Annotated in this window: 20 protein-coding genes; 5 read left to right on the top strand and 15 right to left on the bottom strand. The window is 52.9% G+C overall.

What is annotated here, in order from left to right; translation table 11 throughout:
* Window positions 1–169: 169 nt before the first annotated feature.
* From KNP79_RS09865 to KNP79_RS09875, 3 genes are all read right to left on the bottom strand, one after another.
* Window positions 170–1,705 carry a murein hydrolase activator EnvC family protein gene (locus KNP79_RS09865; RefSeq protein ID WP_138858675.1) on the bottom strand — a complete coding sequence of 512 codons (1,536 nt, stop codon included), beginning with the start codon at window positions 1,703–1,705 and terminating at the stop codon, window positions 170–172.
* Window positions 1,706–2,164: 459 nt separating this feature from the next.
* Window positions 2,165–2,530, bottom strand: coding sequence for a DUF423 domain-containing protein (locus KNP79_RS09870; protein ID WP_029594578.1), 366 nt, complete (start codon window positions 2,528–2,530; stop codon window positions 2,165–2,167).
* 14 nt (window positions 2,531–2,544) lie between these two features.
* Window positions 2,545–3,144 carry a trimeric intracellular cation channel family protein gene (locus tag KNP79_RS09875; RefSeq protein WP_029594577.1) on the bottom strand — a complete coding sequence of 200 codons (600 nt, stop codon included), beginning with the start codon at window positions 3,142–3,144 and terminating at the stop codon, window positions 2,545–2,547.
* A 100-nt stretch (window positions 3,145–3,244) separates the two neighbouring features.
* On the opposite strand from KNP79_RS09875, the gene KNP79_RS09880 reads away from it, so the two are divergent.
* The gene (locus KNP79_RS09880; protein WP_138858674.1) at window positions 3,245–4,882 is read left to right on the top strand and encodes an ABC1 kinase family protein; all 1,638 of its coding nucleotides are present in this window, start codon (window positions 3,245–3,247) and stop codon (window positions 4,880–4,882) included.
* Here the strand turns inward: KNP79_RS09880 and KNP79_RS09885 are convergent.
* Both KNP79_RS09885 and KNP79_RS09890 read right to left on the bottom strand, forming a co-directional pair.
* Window positions 4,821–6,413 (bottom strand): GNAT family N-acetyltransferase, encoded by a 1,593-nt coding sequence (locus tag KNP79_RS09885; protein ID WP_051627664.1) that lies wholly within the window; start codon window positions 6,411–6,413, stop codon window positions 4,821–4,823. The two genes, KNP79_RS09880 and KNP79_RS09885, sit on opposite strands and share 62 nt — an antisense overlap.
* The gene (locus KNP79_RS09890) at window positions 6,406–6,921 is read right to left on the bottom strand and encodes a glycerol-3-phosphate acyltransferase (protein ID WP_029594574.1); all 516 of its coding nucleotides are present in this window, start codon (window positions 6,919–6,921) and stop codon (window positions 6,406–6,408) included. Before KNP79_RS09890 ends, KNP79_RS09885 begins: the two co-directional genes overlap by 8 nt.
* 88 nt (window positions 6,922–7,009) lie before the next feature.
* Here KNP79_RS09890 and KNP79_RS09895 point away from each other — a divergent pair, with 88 nt between their 5' ends.
* Window positions 7,010–8,422, top strand: coding sequence for an NAD-dependent succinate-semialdehyde dehydrogenase (locus tag KNP79_RS09895; RefSeq protein ID WP_131471525.1), 1,413 nt, complete (start codon window positions 7,010–7,012; stop codon window positions 8,420–8,422).
* Window positions 8,423–8,460: 38 nt separating this feature from the next.
* Here KNP79_RS09895 and KNP79_RS09900 read toward each other — a convergent pair whose 3' ends face one another.
* The 6 genes from KNP79_RS09900 to KNP79_RS09925 form a co-directional block, all read right to left on the bottom strand.
* A complete protein-coding gene (locus tag KNP79_RS09900) occupies window positions 8,461–9,093 on the bottom strand; it encodes an HAD family hydrolase (RefSeq protein WP_029594572.1) in 633 nt (210 codons plus the stop codon).
* A gap of 149 nt (window positions 9,094–9,242) precedes the next feature.
* Window positions 9,243–9,608 carry a rhodanese-like domain-containing protein gene (locus tag KNP79_RS09905; RefSeq protein WP_035385631.1) on the bottom strand — a complete coding sequence of 122 codons (366 nt, stop codon included), beginning with the start codon at window positions 9,606–9,608 and terminating at the stop codon, window positions 9,243–9,245.
* Window positions 9,609–9,711: 103 nt separating this feature from the next.
* A complete protein-coding gene (locus tag KNP79_RS09910) occupies window positions 9,712–9,984 on the bottom strand; it encodes a DUF5327 family protein (protein ID WP_029594570.1) in 273 nt (90 codons plus the stop codon).
* Window positions 9,985–10,052: 68 nt separating this feature from the next.
* Window positions 10,053–11,393 (bottom strand): DUF2252 domain-containing protein, encoded by a 1,341-nt coding sequence (locus tag KNP79_RS09915; protein ID WP_251132941.1) that lies wholly within the window; start codon window positions 11,391–11,393, stop codon window positions 10,053–10,055.
* Window positions 11,362–12,312 (bottom strand): peptide-methionine (S)-S-oxide reductase MsrA, encoded by a 951-nt coding sequence (gene msrA / locus KNP79_RS09920; RefSeq protein ID WP_029594568.1) that lies wholly within the window; start codon window positions 12,310–12,312, stop codon window positions 11,362–11,364. Before msrA ends, KNP79_RS09915 begins: the two co-directional genes overlap by 32 nt.
* An 81-nt stretch (window positions 12,313–12,393) precedes the next feature.
* Window positions 12,394–12,576: a hypothetical protein gene (locus KNP79_RS09925; RefSeq protein WP_138858671.1), complete on the bottom strand. Its 183-nt coding sequence runs from the start codon at window positions 12,574–12,576 to the stop codon at window positions 12,394–12,396.
* A gap of 88 nt (window positions 12,577–12,664) precedes the next feature.
* Between KNP79_RS09925 and KNP79_RS09930 the strand changes: the two genes are divergently transcribed.
* The 3 genes from KNP79_RS09930 to KNP79_RS09940 all read left to right on the top strand — a co-directional run bounded on the left by KNP79_RS09930 (window position 12,665) and on the right by KNP79_RS09940 (window position 14,832).
* Window positions 12,665–13,000 carry a hypothetical protein gene (locus tag KNP79_RS09930; protein ID WP_214753848.1) on the top strand — a complete coding sequence of 112 codons (336 nt, stop codon included), beginning with the start codon at window positions 12,665–12,667 and terminating at the stop codon, window positions 12,998–13,000.
* A 90-nt stretch (window positions 13,001–13,090) separates the two neighbouring features.
* On the top strand, window positions 13,091–14,161 hold the full coding sequence (locus KNP79_RS09935; RefSeq protein ID WP_214753553.1) for a GGDEF domain-containing protein: 1,071 nt from the start codon (window positions 13,091–13,093) through the stop codon (window positions 14,159–14,161).
* Between the two features lie 146 nt (window positions 14,162–14,307).
* Window positions 14,308–14,832 carry a hypothetical protein gene (locus KNP79_RS09940; protein WP_138858668.1) on the top strand — a complete coding sequence of 175 codons (525 nt, stop codon included), beginning with the start codon at window positions 14,308–14,310 and terminating at the stop codon, window positions 14,830–14,832.
* Window positions 14,833–15,079: 247 nt separating this feature from the next.
* On the opposite strand, the gene cydC is transcribed toward KNP79_RS09940, so the two are convergent.
* From cydC to KNP79_RS09960, 4 genes are all read right to left on the bottom strand, one after another.
* The gene (gene cydC / locus KNP79_RS09945; protein ID WP_214753551.1) at window positions 15,080–16,795 is read right to left on the bottom strand and encodes a thiol reductant ABC exporter subunit CydC; all 1,716 of its coding nucleotides are present in this window, start codon (window positions 16,793–16,795) and stop codon (window positions 15,080–15,082) included.
* Window positions 16,792–18,516 (bottom strand): thiol reductant ABC exporter subunit CydD, encoded by a 1,725-nt coding sequence (gene cydD / locus KNP79_RS09950; protein WP_214753549.1) that lies wholly within the window; start codon window positions 18,514–18,516, stop codon window positions 16,792–16,794. Before cydD ends, cydC begins: the two co-directional genes overlap by 4 nt.
* Before the next feature lie 124 nt (window positions 18,517–18,640).
* Window positions 18,641–19,330 (bottom strand): Crp/Fnr family transcriptional regulator, encoded by a 690-nt coding sequence (locus tag KNP79_RS09955; RefSeq protein ID WP_214753547.1) that lies wholly within the window; start codon window positions 19,328–19,330, stop codon window positions 18,641–18,643.
* 132 nt (window positions 19,331–19,462) lie between these two features.
* The gene (locus tag KNP79_RS09960; RefSeq protein ID WP_214753545.1) at window positions 19,463–21,805 is read right to left on the bottom strand and encodes a glycoside hydrolase family 31 protein; all 2,343 of its coding nucleotides are present in this window, start codon (window positions 21,803–21,805) and stop codon (window positions 19,463–19,465) included.
* Window positions 21,806–21,856: the final 51 nt, after the last annotated feature.

Genomic DNA, 21,856 nt, shown 5'->3' on the forward strand with positions numbered 1-21,856 from the left:
AGGCGGCTTGAGCCCTGTCGAATACAGGGCTCAAGCCGCCTAGGATGGTTTTCATTATTTGCCCTGTCTACTTGACGGGGAGCAGTTCACAACGGATAGGCGCTTGTTTTTTGGTTTTGATGGGACACAAAACGAGAACCTGTCACGATTGACGGGTCCTCGTTGATCATTAGAAGAACTGACGTGGGTTGACTGTGCTACCCGCGCTCGTTCCTGAGTACGAGTAGCTGCCTTGATGAACCTCGAAGTGCAAGTGTGAGCCAGTCGAGTTCCCTGTGCTACCCATCGCGCCGATGTTTTGGCCTTGTGTCACACGTTGACCGGCGCTTACTGAGACCGAGTTCATGTGGGCATAGACCGTCGTCCAAACTTGTCCGTTGATGACGTGGGCAATCATGACGTGATTCCCGTATGCGCCACCCCAGCCGGCACGGATGACCGTTCCCGTTGCCGAGGCACGGATTGGTGTTCCGACAGGTCCAGCGATATCGACGCCGTTATGGAACGAGTAGCCGAATTGACCGCTTGCCGGTCCCCATCCTTGTGAGAAACGTCCCGTTGTCGGTTGAATGAACATTGCGCCCGATGGTGCCGGTGCCGATGTGGTCGGTGCCATCGGAGCTGGTTTAGGCGCTGGTGCCGGTGCCGGCTTTGGTGCTGGCGCAGCCGGTTTCGGTGCCGGTGTGCTATTTTGTGTCGTCTGGTTTGAAGATGAAGACGACTGGGTATTATTGTTATTGTTCTGCTGTTTTTGAGCTGCTGCTCGTTCTGCCTCGGCTTTAGCCGCTGCCGCTCTTGCTTCTTCTGCTTGACGGGCCGCTGCTGCTGCTTGCGCCGCTTCTGCTTGGCGAGCTTCTTCAGCTTTACGGGCTGCTTCTTGACGAGCCGCCTCTTCAGCACGACGACGCGCTTCTTCTTCCTCACGACGTTGCGCTTCAATCTCAGCCGCAATCGCTTCTTCTTGCGCGATTAACGTCGCTTCGATTTCTTGAAGGTCGAAGATTTGCGATTCGAATTTGATATTCTTGTCCTCGAGCTCTTTGATGCGAGCTTCGCGCTGTTTCATCTTCTTCTCGAGTTGAGCTTGACGTACTTCTAGCGCTTTTTGTTGCTTCAAGAGCGATGTGCGTTCTTCTTTAAGTGATGCTTGCGCTTCTTGTAACGATTGACGCGTCGCTTCATAGTCTTCAAACAACTCTTGGTCGCTTCGTTGAATCGTTCCGGCCGTGATCATCCGTGTGATCAAGTCCGAGAAGTTTTTCGAACCGAAGATGAACTCAGCCCAATTGATTGAGCCGCCGCCATTCGTTTGCATCGTGGCCATACGCTCTTTCATCATTGCTTCTTGAGCCTTCATCTTCTTCTCATAGCCTTTAATGTCAGCTTCGAGGTCTTCAATTTTCAACTCAGTACGCTTGATTTCTTGGCGTTTCGCTGCGACATCATTGATGATGTCTTGAAGTTGGGCATCCATCTTGTTGACTTCAGCTTGAACTTTCGAGATTTCATTTTTATTTTGCTTAATTTTCGAAGACGTATTCGATTGGTTCTGTTTGACGTTATTCCGTTGCTCTTGCACTTTCTTCTGCTGCTCTTGTTTCTCCTTGATTGACGTCGAGGCATCAGCCACCGAGTGCGTCCCAAGAAGAAGCGCGCTAAGCGTGAGTGTCGAGACGGTGCGTTTCCAATTGATCAATGGGGACATCCTTTCTATTGACGGGGTTAGGGTTCACGTACTATTTAAAGGTCAGTCGTTTTGCTATGTAACAAAAACGATTATTTTTTTAGTTTCAACACGACTAATTATATCGAAGTGTCGAATGTTTTCCTGTTAAAGTTATATTTCACTTTTATTACGACGAAGGGGTGGGAAACCTTATACGGCTCCCCACCCCTTTATATTTCAACATTTTTTCACTTTTCTTTTCTCGAAACATAGTTGTAATAATAGATGAAAATAGGAAATTATTGACCTTATATTAAAAAAGTATAATCCAGGTATTTTTCTAAGTCTAACCATTTCCAAAAAACGTAAAAAGGGCCTATTTAGTCTCTCGCTCCAGGCGAAAAAGGCTAAACGGGCCAATTGTTCGTCGGTGTGGAGACAAGGGGTCTCACACCTTGAATGATACAGGAAGACTGTTAATCAGACGTTAACGTTTGATTACAATTTGAATGCGCCGATGATGACGAACACCCATGCGGCGATAAACAGCACGCCACCAATTGGTGTGACCGCTCCAAGCTTCGTGATTCCGGTCAATGCCATGACATACAGGCTGCCTGAGAAAAAGAGAATCCCGGCAAACATGAGCCATCCTGCTGTGTTGAACTGGCTAATGCTCACTTTCATCAAAATGCTCGCTAAAGCGATGATGCCGATAGCGTGAATCATATGATAGAGCACACCGGTCTGCCAATTCGCAAGCATATTCGGTGCCAGACGTTCTTTCAACGCATGGGCCCCGAACGCACCGAACGCGACGCCGAGCGCCATTAAAGCGGCGCCAATAATAAGTAAAGCTTTCATCACTAATTTCCCCCTTATCGCACTTTACGTGCAGGTAAATTCCACTTTCGATAGTAGGATATCACTCGAAGCGCCGCAACGACAACAAGTAACGTATAGACAGGAAGTCCTCCTTCAAGACGGAAATAATATGTGACGACCGCGATAATGATCGCCCAAATCGCATATACTTCCGATTGTAGGACGAGAGGCTTTCGGCCGGCCAACAAATCACGGACGACCCCGCCACCGACACCCGTCAAAACGGCCGCTGCAATCGCGGCCGATAATGGTAAATCAAGCTTGATGGCGACCTGTGCTCCTTGAAACGCGAAGGCGACGAGACCGATTGCGTCCACGATGACGCCCCAGCGTTCCCAATGCGGCAAAACAACGTTTGGCAGCAGGAAGATGAGCAATGCGACAAGAAAACAAAGGATGAAGAGATCGTTTTGTTGCCAAATCAAACTGACCGGGTTTCCGAGCAAGACGTTTCGGATGGCCCCGCCACCGAAAGCTGTTGTGAAAGCGAGCAACCATACCCCAAAAATATCATATTTCTCGTCCATCGCGATGATGGCACCGCTCGCCGCAAACGCAATCGTTCCGACGACGTTGAGTAATTCCCACTCCATAAATATCCCTTGCCCTTTCTTTAAAGCATTCTGTGGTAAAGTTAAGATATAAAAAATCAGATCAGTCGAGCGACTGCTTGTAAAGGATGTCGGTACTTTTATGAAACGAATCGCCTTGTTCCGCATATGGATTATCGTCACGATGTTCGCCCGATTCATCATTAAAATTTATGCATTCTCCCGCAAACAGCAACAAGGTCTCGCGTCAACCGAAGAGTATGAGACGCTCATGTTGAACCTTGCCCGCGAGTATAAGCGGAACGCACTCCGGCTCGAAGGGCTGCTCATCAAGCTCGGGCAGTTTCTATCGATTCGGGCCGACTTGTTGCCTCCTTCTGTATTGAACGAGTTATCCGAGCTCGTCGACCGTGTCCCTACATCAGGCTGGGACAAGTCCCGCGCCATCCTGGAAGCAGAATGGGGCGTCCCGTATACACAAGTTGTGAAAGACGTCGGAATCGACGCCGTCGCCTCTGCCTCAATCGGGGAAGTGTATGGCGCGACGTTGCTTGAGAACGGGAAGCGCGTCGCCTTGAAAATCCAGCGTCCAGACATTGAAAAGATCATTCGGACCGACTTCAAAGCGATGCGAATCGTCACGACGATGCTCAAGCGGACATCGCTGGCAAAATCGACCGACTTAGATAGCTTATATCGCCAAATGATTTTTGTCATCGGGGACGAGTTAAATTTCCAAACCGAATTGAAGAACGCCCATTATTTCAAAGCGAAATACGCCGATAACCCCGACGTGTACATCCCGGACTATTATGACCACCTTTGTACGAATCGGGTGTTGACGATGGATTGGGTCGAAGCCCGCCGCATCACCGACCTCGCTTTCTTAAAAGAAAATAATATCGACCGCTCCGCACTTGCCAAACGGTTGTTCACGATGGCAGCCGAGCAACTGTTGTTCGGCGGACAATTCCACGCCGACCCCCACCCAGGAAACGTCCAAATCCGGGCCGACGGGACGATCATCCTGCTCGACTTCGGAATGGTCGGGTCATCGACTGCCCAAGACATGGCGACGATCCGTAAAATCTTGCAGGCGTTCATCTCGCTTGATTATGACGGTGTCGTCGACGGACTTGAGGACTTGCGTTTCCTGTTGCCGACGGCGAACAAGCATAACATTCGTCAAGCGCTTGAAAAAGCGGTCACGTTCTATTTAGAGACCGATATCGATACGGTCGATACGAAGCTGATCGAAAAAGTGTTGCAAGATATCCAACTGCTCGTCAAGAACGAGCCGATCCAACTGCCGGCCGAGTTCGCCTTCTTCGGTCGGGCCGCTTCGACGCTGCTCGGGATTCTGCAAATCCTTGATTCAAAAATCGATTTGTTTACGCTCGGTAAACCGATTGTCATTCAATGGCTCGAGTCCGATGGGACGACGATTCAGAACCGTTACGTCATGACGGCGCTCAACTACAGCAAGAAGTTGCTGAACGTCCCGCCACTCCTCGATAACTATTTGAAAGAGCCGACCCGGAAGCGCCTGTCCGAACAAGCGATGTTCCAACGTGAGCTCGAGTCGAAAGAACTGCTCCATCGTCAAACGTTCAACGCTGGCTTGATTATCCTCGGCCTTGTCGTCGGGCTATTCGGCTATCTCCGACCGGATGAGTGGCTGTTCTGGTCAGGTGGCGTCGTCTCGGTCATCGCTTATTTCAACTCAAGACGCCTCGGTCGAAAGATTCGTCATTTGGCCCGCCAAGATTTCCGCGTCTGAACCCGTCACTCCCTGGAGTGGCGGTTTTTTTCTGGAGCCACGTACCGATATAGGCGGCGACTTGCTGCAAATCCCGGTCGGTCGTCCATCCCATCGTGGAGACTTGGAGACAGTTCGCACGCCGCAAATAAACGCTCTCGTACTGCACTTGATAGCCATGGAACGCCAATTGATATCCTAGCTCAATCGAGGACAGTGTGTCTGGCAGCGCGAGCGAAAAAATGCCGGGCGCTTGATCGTCCCCGAGTTCAACCGATATACCGCGGCGCACCAGTTCATGTACGAACGCATCAAGTTTGGATTGATGGGTCGCAATCTCCGCGTCCGTCAGTTCGCGCAAGGCGACGTCCATCGCTTGAATGAGCGGGACCGATTGCGTGAAGGCGATTGGGTCATAGCCTGCCAAGTCTAAATAACGCGGAATCGACGGGTTCGGGACAGCTCGTTCTCGCATGGCGACAAACGCCAATCCAGGGGCATTTCGGAGCGCTTTGCCCGAGACGAACGTCACCAGATGCGCGAACGAATAGTCGGTCACTTTCGTCCCAACCACACTGATGGCATCAATCGCAATCTTCGTCGGATGTGTGTGTGCATACTTACGCAACTGGTCCAAATCGACCAGCTTCCCCGTCGACGTCTCGCAATGGACCGTCCAAATCCAATCTGGTGCATGTTGTCCGATTCGCTTTAAGTCGAGACGACGCCCAGCCGAAAGCGGGACGACATCAAATTCAAGACCAGCCCGATTGGCATGGTCAATCAGCCGCCGTCCGAACTCCCCTGTGTCGATGATCACGCCACGTCCGTGCAACTGGGCAGCGACGGCATCGTTCGCAATCGTCCCGCTCCCGAGTAATGTGTAAACATGAGGCAACTTGACGAGATGGCTCAGCCTCGACTGGACCGAATGGAGCAAACGGCTGGCCTCAGTCGACCGATGTGATACCGGCTGAGCGGCAAGCGCAGCGCGCACTTGATTCGACAGTTCGACGGGACCGGCGAGGAGTAACTTTGGCCGCAACGTTCGAGCGGTCTCTGACTGCATGAACCCAGAGCGCGTCAACTGCATCGGCACGTATAACGCCTCCGCCGTCCCGACCGGTTCTGCGAACGGGATAAACCCGAACCGTCGATATAGCTTCTGTTCGCGTACGGTTCCGCTGATGACAATCCCTTCCACACCCCGGTCTGTCGCTTCCATGAGCATCGCTCGCATAAGTCCGGCAAACGTCCTTGTGTTCCGATAGGAAGGCGTCACGGCCAATAGCCGGACTTCAATCCACTCTCCCGGCGGCAGCGTCACACCTTTTTGTTCAAGTGAAAACGGGTGTTCGTCACGGATGGCACACATGGCGACAAGCTGCCCGTCTGCCAATCCAATCCAGTATGTATTCGTATCATGGAAGCGATCGACGAGTCGTCGCTCCTCGTTCGGATGGTGTTGCGGGATTTCTTCGACAAACGTCTCATAGTTCAATCGATGAATCGCTTCCGCATCCCCCGGCGTCGCTCTTCGAAATTCAAGCACGTTGTTTCCCCCTTATATGATGGTACATGATCAAAATCATCGTCAAACTGGCCACACTGACATCTGTTGCGTCCCCCCAGGCCGCGAGCGGCAAGAGCATGAGCATGACAAGCCCCGTCTCGCGCGAGTTACGCGTCAGTTTGATGAGAATGAGCAACATGGCAAGTCCTGCTAAAAACCATAACGGGCTGTACGCTAATATAATTCCAGAAAATACGGCGTACCCCTTCCCACCGGTGCGAATATGCCACATCGGATAAATGTGCCCGAGCGTCAAGGCGAGTCCGGTCTCAAAAAAATATGGACCGCTGATTGACAACACGAGTACCGTCTTCAAGACGTCGAATCCGTAAACGAACAAGAACGCTCGCTTCCCGCCAATCCGTAACGCATTGCGGGCACCGGTGTTTCCCGACCCACTCGTTGCCAAGTCTTGACCGCTCCACCTGCCGTATAAGCGCCCGCCAAGTATACTGCCGACGACATAGCCCAAGATGATGACCCACATAGCGACCCCTCCCCCGTTGTAAAATTGTGTATGATTTTTGAAATCGGGTACCTTCTTAATGTGCACCTAGACGAAAGGGGAAATCAAGATGCGAGTGGAGAACAATTTCATCAACGGAGAATGGATTGATACATCGGACACGATCGTGGTGCGGAATCCCGCGACCGGCAACATTATGGCCACGGTGACAAAGAGCGACACCGCCGAAGCGAAACAGGCTGTCGATGCCGCCCACGACGCCTTGAAGGACTGGCAAGAGAAAACGGCAGAAGAACGAGGCGCCCTCCTGCTCGAATGGAATCGACTGATCGATGAACATACGGAAGCCATCGCTCGGACGATGGTCGAAGAGCAAGGCAAGCCGCTCCAAGAAGCCATCGGCGAAGTCCGCTATGCGAACGGCTTTATCGAGTGGTACGCCGCGGAAGGTCGGCGCGTGTACGGCGAGACGATTCCGGCATCGTCAAACAAGAAACGCATCTTTGCCATTAAACAACCGGTCGGCGTCGTCGCCGCCATCACCCCATGGAACTTCCCGGCCGCCATGATCACCCGAAAATTGGCGCCGGCGCTTGCCGCAGGTTGTACCGTCGTATTGAAACCGGCATCAGCGACACCATTGACGGCGATCGAACTCGTCAAACTGGCTGAGAAAGCAGGCTTCCCACCCGGTGTCATCAATCTTGTCACCGGGAAAGCTTCTGACATCGTGAACACGTGGCAACACGACCCCCGTGTCCGCAAATTGACGTTCACCGGTTCGACCGAGGTCGGCAAGACCCTCATGCGCGGCGCCGCCGATACGATGAAGAAAATCTCGCTCGAGCTCGGTGGTCACGCCCCACTCATCGTCACGGCACAGGCAGATCTCGACAAGGCTGTACTGCAAGCGGTCGCGACGAAATTCCGTAACGGCGGACAGACGTGTGTCTGCGCCAACCGGATTTATGTCGAGCAGTCCATCGTCGATGCGTTCTCCGAAAAATTCATCGAGGCCGTCGCAGCGCTCGAAGTCGGCAACGGGCTCGACGAAGGGACGGATATCGGTCCGCTCATCGACGAGGCCGCGGTCGAGAAAGTGATGAAGCACTTGGAGGACGCTCAAATCCGCGGAGGCGAGATCACGGGCGGGGAGCAGCTCGACGGCCTATTCGTCCGGCCGGCCGTCGTCCGCTATGCGAATGAGGATATGCTGTGCATGAACGAGGAGACATTCGGCCCCGTCGCACCGATTGCGTCGTTCGATACGCTCGAGGAAGTAATTGAGCGGGCGAATGCGACCCCGTTCGGTCTCGCCGCTTATGTGTTCACGCAAGACATCAACGAGGCCCTCTATTTGGCCGAAGCGCTCGAATACGGCATCGTCGGCGTCAATGACGGTCTCCCGTCGACGCCGCAAGCACCGTTCGGCGGGTGGAAGCAGAGCGGTCTCGGCCGTGAAGGTGGTCACCATGGCATCGAAGAATTTTTAGAAATCAAATATATCTCGCTTGGACTTTAAAAAAATTCCGGTTGAACATCGCGTTCAACCGGAACTTTTTATGATTCGATATACGTAATCAAGTCGTTCGGCGTCGCAATTACATGATCCGCGAGCGCCCATTCGTCCTCGTTTCCAAACCCAAATCCAGTCAAGACGACCGGGAAGTCATGGGCCCGAGCCGCTTCGACATCCGATTTCCGGTCCCCGACCATCACATAGTCGTTCTCGCCGTGACGGAGGCGATGCGCCGTCAAAATGTCGGCTTTTTTCTCACCACTTACGGATTCGAGGCATTCTGGCGCCGTCATGAACTGGCGAATGTTTTGCGAGTCGAGAATCAAGTTCAAATAATGGACACCGCAGTTGCTCGCGGTCGTCAACGTGTGCCCTTTTTTATGAAGCGCCTCGAGCATCTCGTAAATCCCGTCGAACAAGACGTGTTGGCCTTCCATCGCTCGTTCGAGCGTCTCATGACGAAGTTTGCGAATTTGGCGGATCTCCTCGATTGTCGCCTCCGGGATGACGTGCTCCCAAAATGCGTTACCGGCCAATCCGTATCCCGATCGGACCGCGTCCTCGCTCGGTTTCGGTAAATGTGGAAGTTGTTCCAACGCCTCGTGGATTGCTTGCGTCATCGGTCCGGTCGTGTCGACGAGCGTCCCATCGATATCAAATAAAATGACTGCCATTGTCTGGTCCCCTCTCTCTTTCCTATGTTCCTACCGTAGCAGAATCCCCTGAAAACCGAAAGCGGAAACGTCACACGCAAATCTCACCTCTAAAAGTGAAATTCAGAGTCCATAAAAAAACGGCTGAACAAATGTTCAACCGAGAACTGTCAGCCACGCCAGAAACTCATACCGCCTTTGACCGAGTAGACGTCCGTATAACCCGCGCTCTTCAACATGGCCGCGGCCCGTTGACTTCGCATCCCGCTTTGACAGATGACGTAGACCGGACGTTCTTTATCTTTCGGATATTGGGCACTCGCGTTCCCGAATCCCGATAACGGCACATTTTTCGCTTGCTTGATATGCCCGCCCCGGTATTCGTGTGGTTCACGAACGTCGAGCAGTTGAATGTTTCGCTCTTCGGCAATCTTCCGTTTCAATTCATCCGTCGAAACTGTTTTGACGCTGTTTCGCTTCGTCCACCAAAAATAAATCAATCCGATCACTACTGCGACAAACAAGAAATCAAGCATAGTCACGCCTCCGTTAGGTATAGTTTAGTTAACCTCATTATACCCCCTACGGTATATAAGTCAACGCGAACGCTCGAAAAAAAGCTGTGCCTCGGGGCACAGCTTAGAAGTCGAGCAATGAATCGGTTTTTGGTTTGTCTTCCTCTTCTAAAGGAATCCCGAGAAACGCTGCCATCTGCCGATCAAGCGGCGGTTTCGCCTCGGTCGGTTGGGCCACGGGAGCCGCAGTGGGCTGCGTTGGAGCCGAATCGGCGAGCAAAAGCTCGCAATACCCCATCAGCTTGGCCAAATGGCGCTTCTGGGTCTCTCCGCTCGACTGTTCAATTTGGCTCATCACTTGTTTCATCTGCGTGATGACCTGTTGTTCTGTAATCATACGTCGCACACATCCTTTACCGTTCCATTCTGAGGCAAACGTGGGGCCGACCGCAAGTCCGGTGCTCGTCAGACGTGGGTCTCCGCACGCGTCTTAAGCCAAGATTGGAACACCTCAAAGTCGAACCTGACTTGATTGGCGTAAAATTGGGACCAACGCGAGATTTGACGAATGAATAGCGGTCGCGACGCCCCGATGGCCGCCGCAATCCGTTCACTCGCCTCGTAATCGAGCACGTTCGCATCCGCGTCCGCCCGGGCATGGATCTTGGCCGTGATCTCCGCCTGTACTTTCAACGTCTCAATGAGCGATTCTTCATTTTTGATGTGCTTCGCTTTCACTTTCCGCTTATAAGGTGACCGTTGCCGCACGTAATACTCGTTCCCGTCCATCGTCAAGTAGCCGAGATACGGGTCACGACTATGCACCATGGCGCGCTGAGCCGCGATGACACGGGCTCCTTGATGTGATAAGCCGTCCTCAAATAACGGATGCGTCGGCAAAAAGAGTGAAGGGACAGCTGATTGCGCCTGCTTCATTTCGAGAATGATATCCTCGTCATGTTCAGCGTCCGCACCTTCAATCAAAATATAATACCGTTCGAGCCCGATTGAAGCGGTACCGCTCTCCCGTTTGATGGCGATGTCTTTAATCTCATAATGGTCGGCGTGGTGACGATGCTTTTCCGACAAGGATGCCAAATAGTCAGGCCATGCCTGTTTGATTTGTTTGGCAGTCTTCGGACTGACCGGGACGAGGTCGTCACTTGTCGCGAAGTAACGCTCCTCATCCCGGACTTCCGTTCGCTCCGCCATGAATGCGTCTTTCTTCTTCTCTGCCTTTTTAATCACTTTCTTGATCGCTTTGCACGTGTTCGCTTTCGTGAATTGGACATCTTCATCCTTCCCATTCGCATAGCGTTCCATCGCACGCGCGTATGTCTCTGCATACGTCTCAATGGCTCGCCTCGCATCAAATCCTGACTCCGCGGCAAACAAATCGACCGAGATCGCCATGCGAAGGACGTCAAACAAATAAGACCCGAGATACGCCTCGTCAAAATCGTTCACGTCATAAATGATGGTTCCGGCCCCATCCTCGAACACACCGAAGTTTTCAAAATGCAAGTCCCCTTGAATGAACGTCGGATGAGACGCGTCGGTATCGAACGCGAGCGGCACTTTCGCAAAGTCATAATAGAACAAGTGGGAGCTCCCCCGGAAAAACGAGAACGGGGTCGCGCTCATCTTGTTGTACTTCTCATCTCTAGCCGCTTCAGACAAGTTTCGAATCGATTTGTCGTAGTAATCCAAGACGGTCGCGAGCGTCTCACGACGGATCTGTTGTTTGACGGATGTGAACATGACCTTCTCCCCTTCACGCATCGAATAAGTGCTTGTACTCTCCATAACCTGCAGACTCTAACTCTTCTTTTGGAATGAAACGGAGTGCTGCCGAGTTGATGCAGTAGCGCAGACCCCCTAGTTCTTTCGGGCCGTCATCGAATAAGTGACCGAGGTGACTGTCGGCTCCCTTCGAGCGGACTTCAGTCCGGACCATATGGTGCGTCGTGTCCATGTTCATGTCGATACGCTTTTCCTCGATTGGACGGGCGAAGCTCGGCCAGCCGCAATTCGACTGGAACTTGTCGCGCGACGTGAAGAGCGGCGTACCATCAATCACGTCGACATACAATCCTTCTCGTTCCTCGTCCCAATACTCATTTTGAAACGGGGGCTCGGTCCCGTTCTCTTGCGTGACTTTATATTGGATCGGCGTCAAGCGGTCTTTCAGTTCTTTCTGAATTTTCTTGTCGCTCCACGCCTCTTTCACAAACTTGGCACGGCCTGAACCGACCCGATACATTTCGTAGCGGAACGGATTTTTCTTATAGTAGTCTTGATGATAGTCTTCGGCTTCCCAAAACGTTTTCGCGGGACGAATCTCGACTTCAATCGGTCGGTCGAATCGACCTGAGTCCTCGATTTCTTGCTTTGAACGTTCCGCCGCTACGCGCTGTTCTTCCGAATGATAGAAGATGGCCGGGCGATACGACTCACCGCGGTCATTGAATTGTCCGCCGCCATCGGTCGGGTCGATTTGACGCCAATAGATGCGTAACAGTTCCTCGTATGAAATGACTTCCGGGTCAAACGTGACCTCGATCGCCTCAAGGTGACCGGTCGTCTCCGAACAGACTTGTTGATAGGTCGGGTTGTCGACGTGCCCGCCCGTGTAGCCGGAAATGACGCGCTCGACCCCTTCGTATTTATGAAACGGTTTGACCATGCACCAAAAACAGCCTCCCGCAAATGTAGCTTTTGCCATAATAAATCCCTCCTTACTATGTAGTGTACCCAAAAAATCTCGTCGACAACAAAAAACGAGAACCACGAACGTGTTCTCGTCTTAGTCTTCTTCGACCTGATTCATGTGCCGCATCACTAAAAATAAGATGACGCCGACGATAAGCGCCCCGAGCACGGTCAACGCCATATTCCCTCGAGCCGATAATGTATAAAAGATGGCCAACCCGATCAAGATGAGCGCGATCGGAATAAACGCTCGCTTAAAATGATCCCAATACCGCACGGACAGTCCCCCTTTCTTTCTATCATACCAAATTTGTTTGCTATGATAGAGAGGAAGATGATGTTTCATTTCGAAGGAGGCACTTAGTATGGAGGTTGAACGGTTATGGGCCAATCGCCCGACACTGATGTGGGAAGACCGGATGAATGAAGGCGATGACGTGTATACCGTCGAGATCATCTTTGCCGTTGACGCCGCGCTCCGACGGTACGTGACCGCATTGACACATGCAGACGGAACGGAAGCAAGCGTCTTGGCAGCGGTCCGCGACGTCGTGTTGCGCTTGAACGAGCTCGATGCCGAGCACGACCATTTCATCGAGACGGTTGAGCGTGAGGAACTGTACGATTTCATTCAAGCCGGGGCAATTCTAGCCGGTTATGAGACTGACGAGGACGTGACGGAAGATTGGCGCGACTGGTGAACACATTGCACTCCTCCATAAGCAGTCAACGCTGTTTGAATATGCTAAACTGAAACTAATTATTTCCATTTCACGCAAGGGGATGCAGCCATGCTAACCATCATCAACTCGTTTTTTCTGAACTTGTGTATCCTATTCACCCTCTTCACGATCTCATTTCTTCCGTTCCGCAATCGTCCGCGTCTGACACCGAAATCACCGTTGAAAGGTCGAATCCTGCTTGGCGTCCAGACAGGGATCGTCGCCTTGATTTTACTCGCAAACGCACTGCCGCTCGAAGGGATTTTGATCGACTTGCGCTCCATCCCCATCTCGCTTGCCGTCTTGTTCGGCGGGTGGGTCAGCGGGGTTGTCGCTGCCGTCATCTTTCTGACCGCCCGATTTTTCATGGTGACCGACGGGGCGTATATCGGCTTTTATTTGGCGGTCTTGACGATGATTGGACTCGTCCTTCCCATCAGTCTATTGCGGCTAAAACTCGATAACACTCGCAACACGTTACTCGTCTTCACGACGATCAGTGTCACCGTCTTCGGTGCGGCCATCTATTATGCGTTGCCGCTCGAACTGTTCTATCCTGTCATTCTCGCCTACGTCGTCATGGCGTACGGCGGCGCCTGTGCCGCGTATCGTTTGCTCCAAGAGTTGCGTCGTCATTTCGAGAACGTCCAACATCAGCAACAACTCGCCCGGACCGACGCGTTGACCGGCATCGCCAACCGGCGTCTATTGAACGAGGCGATGGCCAACTTGAACGTCGAAGCCAAAGAATACGCCTTGATCCTCGTCGACATCGACCACTTCAAGCGCGTGAACGACACGTACGGTCATGACGTCGGGGACGACGTCTTACGGGAGCTCGGCATGTTGCTCGTCGCCGAGAGTGAAGAGCGTCATCTCGTCGGCCGCTTCGGCGGAGAAGAATTTTTAATCATCATGCCGAACGCCAATCGAGATGAAGTGACTCACCTCGCTGAATCTATACGAGAAAAAGTCTCGACGTTCCCGTTCGAGACGAGTGCGGGGACGCTTCATATCACCGTTTCGCTCGGGGCCTGCCATTCGAACGACATCGAAGTCGACAGCGTGTTGAAACATGCCGACGAAGCGTTATACCACGCAAAGGAATCGGGACGAAATCGATTCATTCTGGCGTCGTAAAGCGCCTCATGTTCGCAAAAGATTGCGATTTTCCGCAGTTTTCCCGCTTTACTTTCAACTAGTGAATCGGTACACTAGGCTAGACTTTGATTCGACTATCCTTACAGTGATCATAGATTTGGACAGAAAAAGGGGAAACACATTTCATGACAGTATTGTTATCACTATTCGGTTTGATGTTTGTGGGATCGTTCATCCTCGACTATCAACGTGGCAAGACGTTCCGGCAGTCGCTCTTCGGGGGAGTCGATACGATGAAACGGAACTTGTTTATCTTTTTACGCACGTCCCTCTCGATGATGATTTTTATCGGTCCGCTCCTACTCATCTCCATGTTCGCCTTCTCAGAACTCGTATCGTTCGAGACGGTCGCCGCCTTCATGATTGCCGTGCTCAGCATCGGGTTCGCGGAACGCATCATCGGGATGATCGTCGCACCGCTCGTCCGGACGTTCTGGCACCAACGCGGAAAATTGATGCCGCTCTATCTTGATGCAGGTCTTTATATTTTCTTGCTGTCGATTCTCATCCTCGAGTTCTTGATGAACATTCCAGGTGTTGAACTCGGTGCTTCTGCCATCGCGGTATTTTATGCGTTCGCGCTCTTCTATACTCGTTACTTGTTCAGCTTACTTCGCTTCACGCTTCGTAAGGGCGTACCGTCGAGCTGACAACGATCCGCAAACAGTTTGGTTTGCGGTTTTTTTGTACAATTTACTAATTGACAATGAGAATCGTTATCACTTATACTTTAGTTGTAGCTCCCAAAGCTTGACGTAAACGTTCCCCAAACCAATACGTCACGTGGATTCCCCTCCACGACACTCTTTTTGAAAGCAATGCGACAACCCCCATTTGTTGCACCCAAATTTGCCATCCAAAAAAACGAGCGGCTCTCCGACGGAGCCGCTCGTTTTTTCATGCAAAGATATCTTGTTCGATTTGTTTCAATCCATAAAACACACCGTGTGCCTGCATCAGTTCATCATACGATCCGGTCTCGACGATGCGTCCGGACTCCATGACGATGATGTGATCGAAACGTTCGAGCCCAGTCAGACGATGGCTGACCATGACGAGCGTCGCTTCATCGGCTTGACGCAAAATCTCGGCGAATACGTCCGCCTCGGTCCGCGCATCGAGCGCCGATGTCGCTTCGTCAAGTATCCAGAGCAATCCATTCTTCAACAAGGCTCGGGCGATGGCAAGACGTTGCCGCTCGCCGCCCGATAAGTTCGCCCCTTTCTCAAGGACGGGCTCGTCGAGCGAGAAACCGAGGCGGACACTCGCGAGCGCCGCTTCCATCTCAGCGTCCGAGAAATTACCGGCGAGCTCCAAGTTCTCTCGCACCGTCCCGAAGAAGAAGTGGTTCTCTTGAAGGACGACGCTGGCTTCACGCCAGACCGATGCTTGGGTCACATCGTCCAACCGCTGTCCATTCAATCGGATCTCACCAGACTCAGGTCTGACAAAAGCGAGCAACAGTTGAAGTAGTGTCGATTTTCCTGAGCCGCTCGGTCCGACGATAACGGTCTTTGAACCGCCTCGTAACGTCACGTCGACGCCGCTCAGCACGTCACGGAACGTGTCCGGGTAGCGATAGCTCACGCGTTCGAACGATACGTCAGGTGCTGTCTCGAGCGCTACGTCGGTACGGGCCGACTCGGCAACGACAATCGCTTCACTCGGCTCGACCACTTCGAGCAGTCGATCGGCCGCTTGCTTGCTGTCGGCATAGTGACCTGGGAAGACTGCCATCGGTGTCGCGTTCTCAAACGCAGTGAGCGACATCATGATGAGCATGGCCAAGAAGAGGCCATTTAATTCCCCGTCGACGACAAGATAGGCCCCGATGGCCAAAACACCCCATGAGACGAGTAAGGACGCCGCCACGACGAGCGAGGAGTTGAAGAACTGGTTCGTCACATCTCGTTTTTGGGCATCGGCGTAGCGGTCGCTCTGTTCAAGCAGTTCGTTGCGCGTTTGACCAAGCCGATGGTGCAACAACAGGTCGCGATAGCCGTACATCATCTCCGTCATCCCACTCGACAGGTCTCCTCGCAAGGTACGGAGTTGCCGGTCATGCTTGGCACGGACACGGGCGAAGAAGGCCGGGATCAAAAAACCGGTCACGAAGACGCCGAACAAGATCCAAACGCTGACCCAGACCGAGAAGTATGTGACGAAGAAAATCGTGCTCAAGAAGACGAGTACCAAGATAATCGGCGGGTAGAACACCCGTAAAAAATAGTTCTGCAAGCTCTCGACGTCACCAACGACGCGAGCGAGCAAGTCCCCACTCCGATATTTGGCAAAGATGCTCGGGACGAGCGGCTCGAGTTGACGATAAAATCGGACCCGGAGTTCGCTCAAAATCGTGAACGTCGCCCGGTGCGAGGCGAGACGCTCCTGATAGCGAGCACTCGCCCGAATCACACCGAACAGTTTAATCAAAACGACGGGCACCATGAGCGCATACAGCGGCGGCACGAGCCCAGCCCGTGAGACGAGGTATCCGCTCGCCGCGAACAAAGCGACGGCTGCGATGCCAGCGACATAACCAAAGAAGATCGAGAGGATGATATCCTTTTTCTCTCGCATCATCCATTTCGTGATCGTCCAAAGGGAATTCATCCTCTCACCCCTTTCTGTAGCGTGAATAAGTCAGCGTATTGCGGAACGCTGAGCAGTTCGTCATGTGTGCCTTGGGCGACGAGACGCCCTTCGTCCATGAACCAAATCGCATCGGCTTGTTTGATCGTATGCAGACGATGCGCGACCGTGACGAGCGTTGACTCACGTGACAACTCATCGATTGAGCGCCGAACGATTTGTTCGGTCACTAAATCAAGTCCGGTCGTCGGTTCATCGAACAAGATGATGCCGGGACGTTTCAAGAAGGCCCGGGCCAAGGCGAGCCGCTGCCGTTCACCTCCGGATAAGCCGTAACCCCCTTCACCGAGTTCGGTATGAAGACCGTTCGGCAACTGAGCGATGACATCGTTCAGTCCGGCTGCCGTCGCCGCCTCGAGGATGCTCGCTTCGTCCGCCGCCTCACCGAGGGCGATATTATCGGCGACGGTGCCGGCGAACAAATACGGATTTTGTGAGATATAGCCAATCGTGTCATACCATGACGTATCGGTGTACGTCTCGAGCGGTTCACCGTCCACGAGGACACGTCCGCTGTCAGGTTTGACGAGCCCCGATAACACGTTCAAGACGGTTGTCTTCCCGGACCCGCTCGCCCCGACGAGCGCCATGTGGGCACCGGCAGGAATCATGCCGCTTAAAGGCTGGAGCGTGAAACGCCCCCCTTCATAGGCGAATGATGCTTCGTCGAGCTCGAGGTCGGGTGTCCGGCTCGTCAACGTCCGGTCGCCCCACTGCAGACGTTCATCCGGTGCGTCGAGCGCCTCGAAAATACGATCGGCCGCCCCCATGCTGCCGCGTCCGGTATGGAACGCACCGCCGAGGTCTTTAATGGCCAAATAGTATTCCGGAGCCAAGACGAGAATCAAAAAGCCGGAGAAGAACGTCAAGTTCTGCCAGACGACCATTTGCAGCGCCACTTCGAGCGCCACGACCCCTGTGCTGAGCATCGAGATGAACTCGAGCATGAGACCCGATAAGAACGCCGTCTTCAAGACGACCATCGTCGCGTCGCGGAAGTCGAGACTGCTCTTTTCAATCGCTTGCGCCTCACGCTCGGTCCGACCGTATAGTTTCAATGTCGTCAATCCTTGCAACACGTCCAAGAACTTTCCGGAGAACTGGTTCATCTTCTCCATCTGTTGTTCGGATTTTTTCTGCGTCGCAATCCCGATGATAATGAAAAAGATTGGGATGAACGGCGCCGTCACCATCATGATGACGCCCGAGATCCAATGTTGGCTGAAGACGACGACGAGAATGAGCAGCGGAATGATCGACGTTTGAATGACTTGCGGCCAATATTGGCTGAAGTAGGCGTCGACTTCATCGACCGCGTCCATGAAGACGCTGACTTTCTTTCCGGACTGGCCGGACAAAGATGTCTCGATCGGATTCGATGTATAACGGTCAAGCAACTGAAACCGGAGTGTCCGTTTCGCTTTCTCCGCTAGACTAGCTCCGATTCGTCCTGACATGTAGCCGAACAAAGCACGCGTGACGAGGGCGAGAATGAGCCAGCCGAGCGCCGGGATGATGCTTTCAAACGATGCATTTTTAAAAAAGACCTGGTCGACGATATCGACGATTAAATACGCCTGCGCCAAAATCGACAATCCGATCATCACCGCGGCGATGACGAGTCCGACGATATGGCGTTTTTCAGCTAAAGCGAGAGCTTGCAGTCGTTTCACTGCGTTCATCCTTTCTATACTATCCAAAACTTTTCTTTGTGAGGATTCTCACTAATTATAACTGATGCACACGACCATGGCGAACGCTTCGCTTAGCCAGACATGCAAAAGACGCCGCGTATATCACGTGGCGTCATACCGTCGTCTGTTCAAAGTATTCGGGATGGCCAATCATCAATTCACGCGCATCGAAGTGAAGCACCTCTTCTTTTCGTAAGCGCGATAAGATGTTCGACACGGTCTCCCGTGACGTACCGGATAAGCGTGAGATTTCAATCGTCGTGAACGGACACCGGACGCGAACCCCCTCTGCTTCCGGTTCCCCGAGGTCTTCAATCAAGTAATGGATCGTGTTGAGCACGCGTTCGGTCGCACTCGGAGTGATGATATCCTGCACCCGTCGTTCGTGCAAGTCGAGAATCCGATTCATCTGTCCGACGATATGGAGTAACATCGACGCGTTCCGAGAGACGAGTTGTTCGAATCGGTCCGTCGGCATATAGATGACCTCGATATCGGTCAACGCCTCCGCCGAATGTTGATAATACGGTTCCGTCATCAAGCCACGATACGGGAACAGTTGCTTCGGTTTCAAGTAGTCCGTATATTGATGGGTCGCCGTCTCGTTGTTGCGCTCGAGCTTCACGTAACCGCTGATTAAAAAGTAGACGCGCTCCCGAGGATCGCCTTCCATGAATAAGAGCTGTCCTTTCCGGTACGTTCGACAATAGACATGGGGCAACAGTGCCTCGAGCTCACGGGCGGTACATTTGGTGAATACATCGAGTTGCCGCAAGTCGTCTACGGTCCATTTCGGTTTCATGTTGAACCCTCCAATCTATCTTGCCTCTCCTTTTAGTATAGTTGGATTCAATTTGAAAACGCTTACAAAATCCAACGATTTTCTGACAAAAAAAAAAGAGGGGCTTTCACCCTCTTCGTCACAGCACGTTATTCAATCGAGCATCAACTCCATGATCGCATCTTGCAGGTCACGGTCGAGTTCAAGCGCGTGCAAATCGAACAGCCATGCCTCGAGCCGCGTCTTCGCTGCCGCCGATCGATACAACTTGTCTTTTAAATCATAAGAAATCTCGGCGCGGTCCAAGAAACGATACAAACGATCGAGCCGGTGATCGTTCGCCGTCAATTCGACCGGGAGAGACACCGTCATCTCTTCATCAATCGGACCGAGTTCGAGGCGCAGTGTCTGGGTCTCTCGATTGTATTCACCAGAACCGGTCACGCCTCGGAGGAGTAACGTGACGTTACGGTCAGACGGCAAGACGGTCCGGTCACCTGTAACGTGAATGTGGAGCTTCCGTTCCTCCCAATCAAGCGTGAACGTCGTCTCAGCGTAAGCACCCGTCTCATAGTCACGGTCCGACCCGTTGTCTTCATAGAGCGTGAACGTATTCGACGCGCCCGGGAAGACAAGAACTTCCAATTCGCCCGGGTTATCCGTATCGTTACGGCCCGAGTAATGCCGTGCCATCGGGATGATTGCCCCTGCTTTCGCGAACACTGCTTGTTCGTCAAGTCCCCGGAACACCCGAACCGACTTCTCTCCCGCATAGCGATGACCGGTAAAGAAATCGAACCAGTCACCTTTTGGTAACCAGACGTTCGTCGCTGCGACGTGGAGCTGTTTATTCATCGGCTCGACGATCGGAGAGATGATGAGTTCACTGCCGAAGTAGTATTCGTTCGGTACTTCATACGCCGCGTCCTCGTCCGGATGTTCATAATACATTGGTAAGATGAGCGGCAAGGCACCCGCGTGGTTCCGCCAGTTCATCGTATAGATGTACGGGATCAATTGATGGCGCAGACGCAAGAACGTCTTCATCGACCGCTCCGCCTCGAGACCGAAGCGCCACGGCTCTTTCCCGTTGAACGTACTGAACGTCGAGTGCAGGCGCATGATCGGACTGAACACACCGAACGCGACCCAACGTGCGGCGAGCTCATCGTCTTTTGAGCCTCGGTAATGGCCACCGATATCGTGACTCCACCAACCATAGCCGATATTGGAAGCGGTCGCCGTAAAGTACGGCTGGAACGCAAGCGACGCCCACGAAATCAACGTGTCTCCCGAGAAACCGACCGGATAGCGGTGACTGCCCGGGCCCGAATAACGGGAGAAGATGATTGGTCGATCGCCATCCCGGGCGATGTCGGCCGCATGATAGTGGTTCAGCATCCAGAGCGGGTCGAGCCCTTCCATTTTCGACGTCGAGCCTTGTTGCCAGTCGATCCACCAGAAATCGACGCCGTCGTCTTCATGCGGATGATGCATCTGCTCGAAATAGGCTTGAATGAAGCGTTTATCGGAAAAGTCGAACGGGATGCGGTCGCCTTGGGACGGATCGATGCCCATCGCCTCGGCCATCGCCACATATTGGTCTTCGAACGCACGCACGCCATCCGCCGGATGCAAGTTCAACGTGACGAGCAACCCTTCTTGCTTGAGCCACGTCAAGAATCCTTTCGGGTCCGGGAACAAGTTCTTATTCCATGAATAACCCGTCCATCCGCTCCCGTATTCTTCCGGGACGTCGGTGACGTGCCAATCCATGTCGATGACGCTGACCGAGAACGGGATGTCCTCTGTCTTAAACCGACGCATGAGTTCTTTATATTCCGTCTCGTCGTAGCGCCAATAGCGGCTCCACCAGTTGCCGAGCGCTTTTCGTGGCAACAGCGGCGTCGGGCCGGTCAATTGATAGAAGTCACGGAGTGCGCGCTTATACTCATGCCCATACCCGAAGTAGTACAAGTCATGGATATGTTTACGCCGCGGTTCGACGAAACGGTCCTCGGTCATGATGAACGAATCAGAGTCATCGATGACGGCATACCCTTGTTTCGAGGCGATGCCTTCACCGAGTTCGGTCGCCCCGTCGACATGGTCGAGCGTTCGCGCCGTCCCTTTCAACGTCCGCTCCGGTCCGTTAAACGTATAGCGGCTATAATACGTACTGAAGTTCCCTTTCACGTCGACGTAAAGCGTGTTCGGCGCGAACGGCCCTTTCGTGTAGTAGAGGTGGACGTGCTCCGTGATGATTTGCAATTCCGTCTCATTCTCAATCACGCGAAACTCTGGGACTGCGAACGCCCGGTTAAAGACGACTTGGGTCGGCCGGTCTTCGAACACCCCATCCTCGGCATACTCCATCCGAATCAGTTGGCTCGTCAGTACCGTGAAGCGATAGCAGCTCCCTTGGACGATTGCCCGATCATCTGCCTGCGGTTTCATTTGTTGCGTATAGACGTTCTCCTCTTCAAATAGACGCATAAGATCGAGCGTTGCCGCTCTTCGTCACTCCCCTTCTTAATTGTGCAAACG

The sequence above is a fragment of the Exiguobacterium sp. s7 genome (genome assembly GCF_018618195.1).
Lineage (GTDB): Bacteria > Bacillota > Bacilli > Exiguobacteriales > Exiguobacteriaceae > Exiguobacterium > Exiguobacterium mexicanum_A.

Bases quoted from the DNA above. Each gene is read 5' to 3' on its own strand.
- KNP79_RS09880 (WP_138858674.1), top strand. From the start codon at position 3,245: ATGAAACGAATCGCCTTGTTCCGCATATGGATTATCGTCACGATGTTC.
- cydC (WP_214753551.1), bottom strand. From the start codon at position 16,795: ATGAATTCCCTTTGGACGATCACGAAATGGATGATGCGAGAGAAAAAG.
- KNP79_RS09905 (WP_035385631.1), bottom strand. From the start codon at position 9,608: ATGCTTGATTTCTTGTTTGTCGCAGTAGTGATCGGATTGATTTATTTT.
- KNP79_RS09870 (WP_029594578.1), bottom strand. From the start codon at position 2,530: ATGAAAGCTTTACTTATTATTGGCGCCGCTTTAATGGCGCTCGGCGTC.
- KNP79_RS09960 (WP_214753545.1), bottom strand. From the start codon at position 21,805: ATGCGTCTATTTGAAGAGGAGAACGTCTATACGCAACAAATGAAACCG.
- KNP79_RS09930 (WP_214753848.1), top strand. From the start codon at position 12,665: ATGGAGGTTGAACGGTTATGGGCCAATCGCCCGACACTGATGTGGGAA.
- KNP79_RS09915 (WP_251132941.1), bottom strand. From the start codon at position 11,393: ATGGAGAGTACAAGCACTTATTCGATGCGTGAAGGGGAGAAGGTCATG.
- KNP79_RS09955 (WP_214753547.1), bottom strand. From the start codon at position 19,330: ATGAAACCGAAATGGACCGTAGACGACTTGCGGCAACTCGATGTATTC.
- msrA (WP_029594568.1), bottom strand. From the start codon at position 12,312: ATGGCAAAAGCTACATTTGCGGGAGGCTGTTTTTGGTGCATGGTCAAA.
- KNP79_RS09910 (WP_029594570.1), bottom strand. From the start codon at position 9,984: ATGATTACAGAACAACAGGTCATCACGCAGATGAAACAAGTGATGAGC.
- KNP79_RS09935 (WP_214753553.1), top strand. From the start codon at position 13,091: ATGCTAACCATCATCAACTCGTTTTTTCTGAACTTGTGTATCCTATTC.
- KNP79_RS09875 (WP_029594577.1), bottom strand. From the start codon at position 3,144: ATGGAGTGGGAATTACTCAACGTCGTCGGAACGATTGCGTTTGCGGCG.
- cydD (WP_214753549.1), bottom strand. From the start codon at position 18,516: ATGAACGCAGTGAAACGACTGCAAGCTCTCGCTTTAGCTGAAAAACGC.
- KNP79_RS09895 (WP_131471525.1), top strand. From the start codon at position 7,010: ATGCGAGTGGAGAACAATTTCATCAACGGAGAATGGATTGATACATCG.
- KNP79_RS09865 (WP_138858675.1), bottom strand. From the start codon at position 1,705: ATGTCCCCATTGATCAATTGGAAACGCACCGTCTCGACACTCACGCTT.
- KNP79_RS09940 (WP_138858668.1), top strand. From the start codon at position 14,308: ATGACAGTATTGTTATCACTATTCGGTTTGATGTTTGTGGGATCGTTC.
- KNP79_RS09900 (WP_029594572.1), bottom strand. From the start codon at position 9,093: ATGGCAGTCATTTTATTTGATATCGATGGGACGCTCGTCGACACGACC.
- KNP79_RS09890 (WP_029594574.1), bottom strand. From the start codon at position 6,921: ATGTGGGTCATCATCTTGGGCTATGTCGTCGGCAGTATACTTGGCGGG.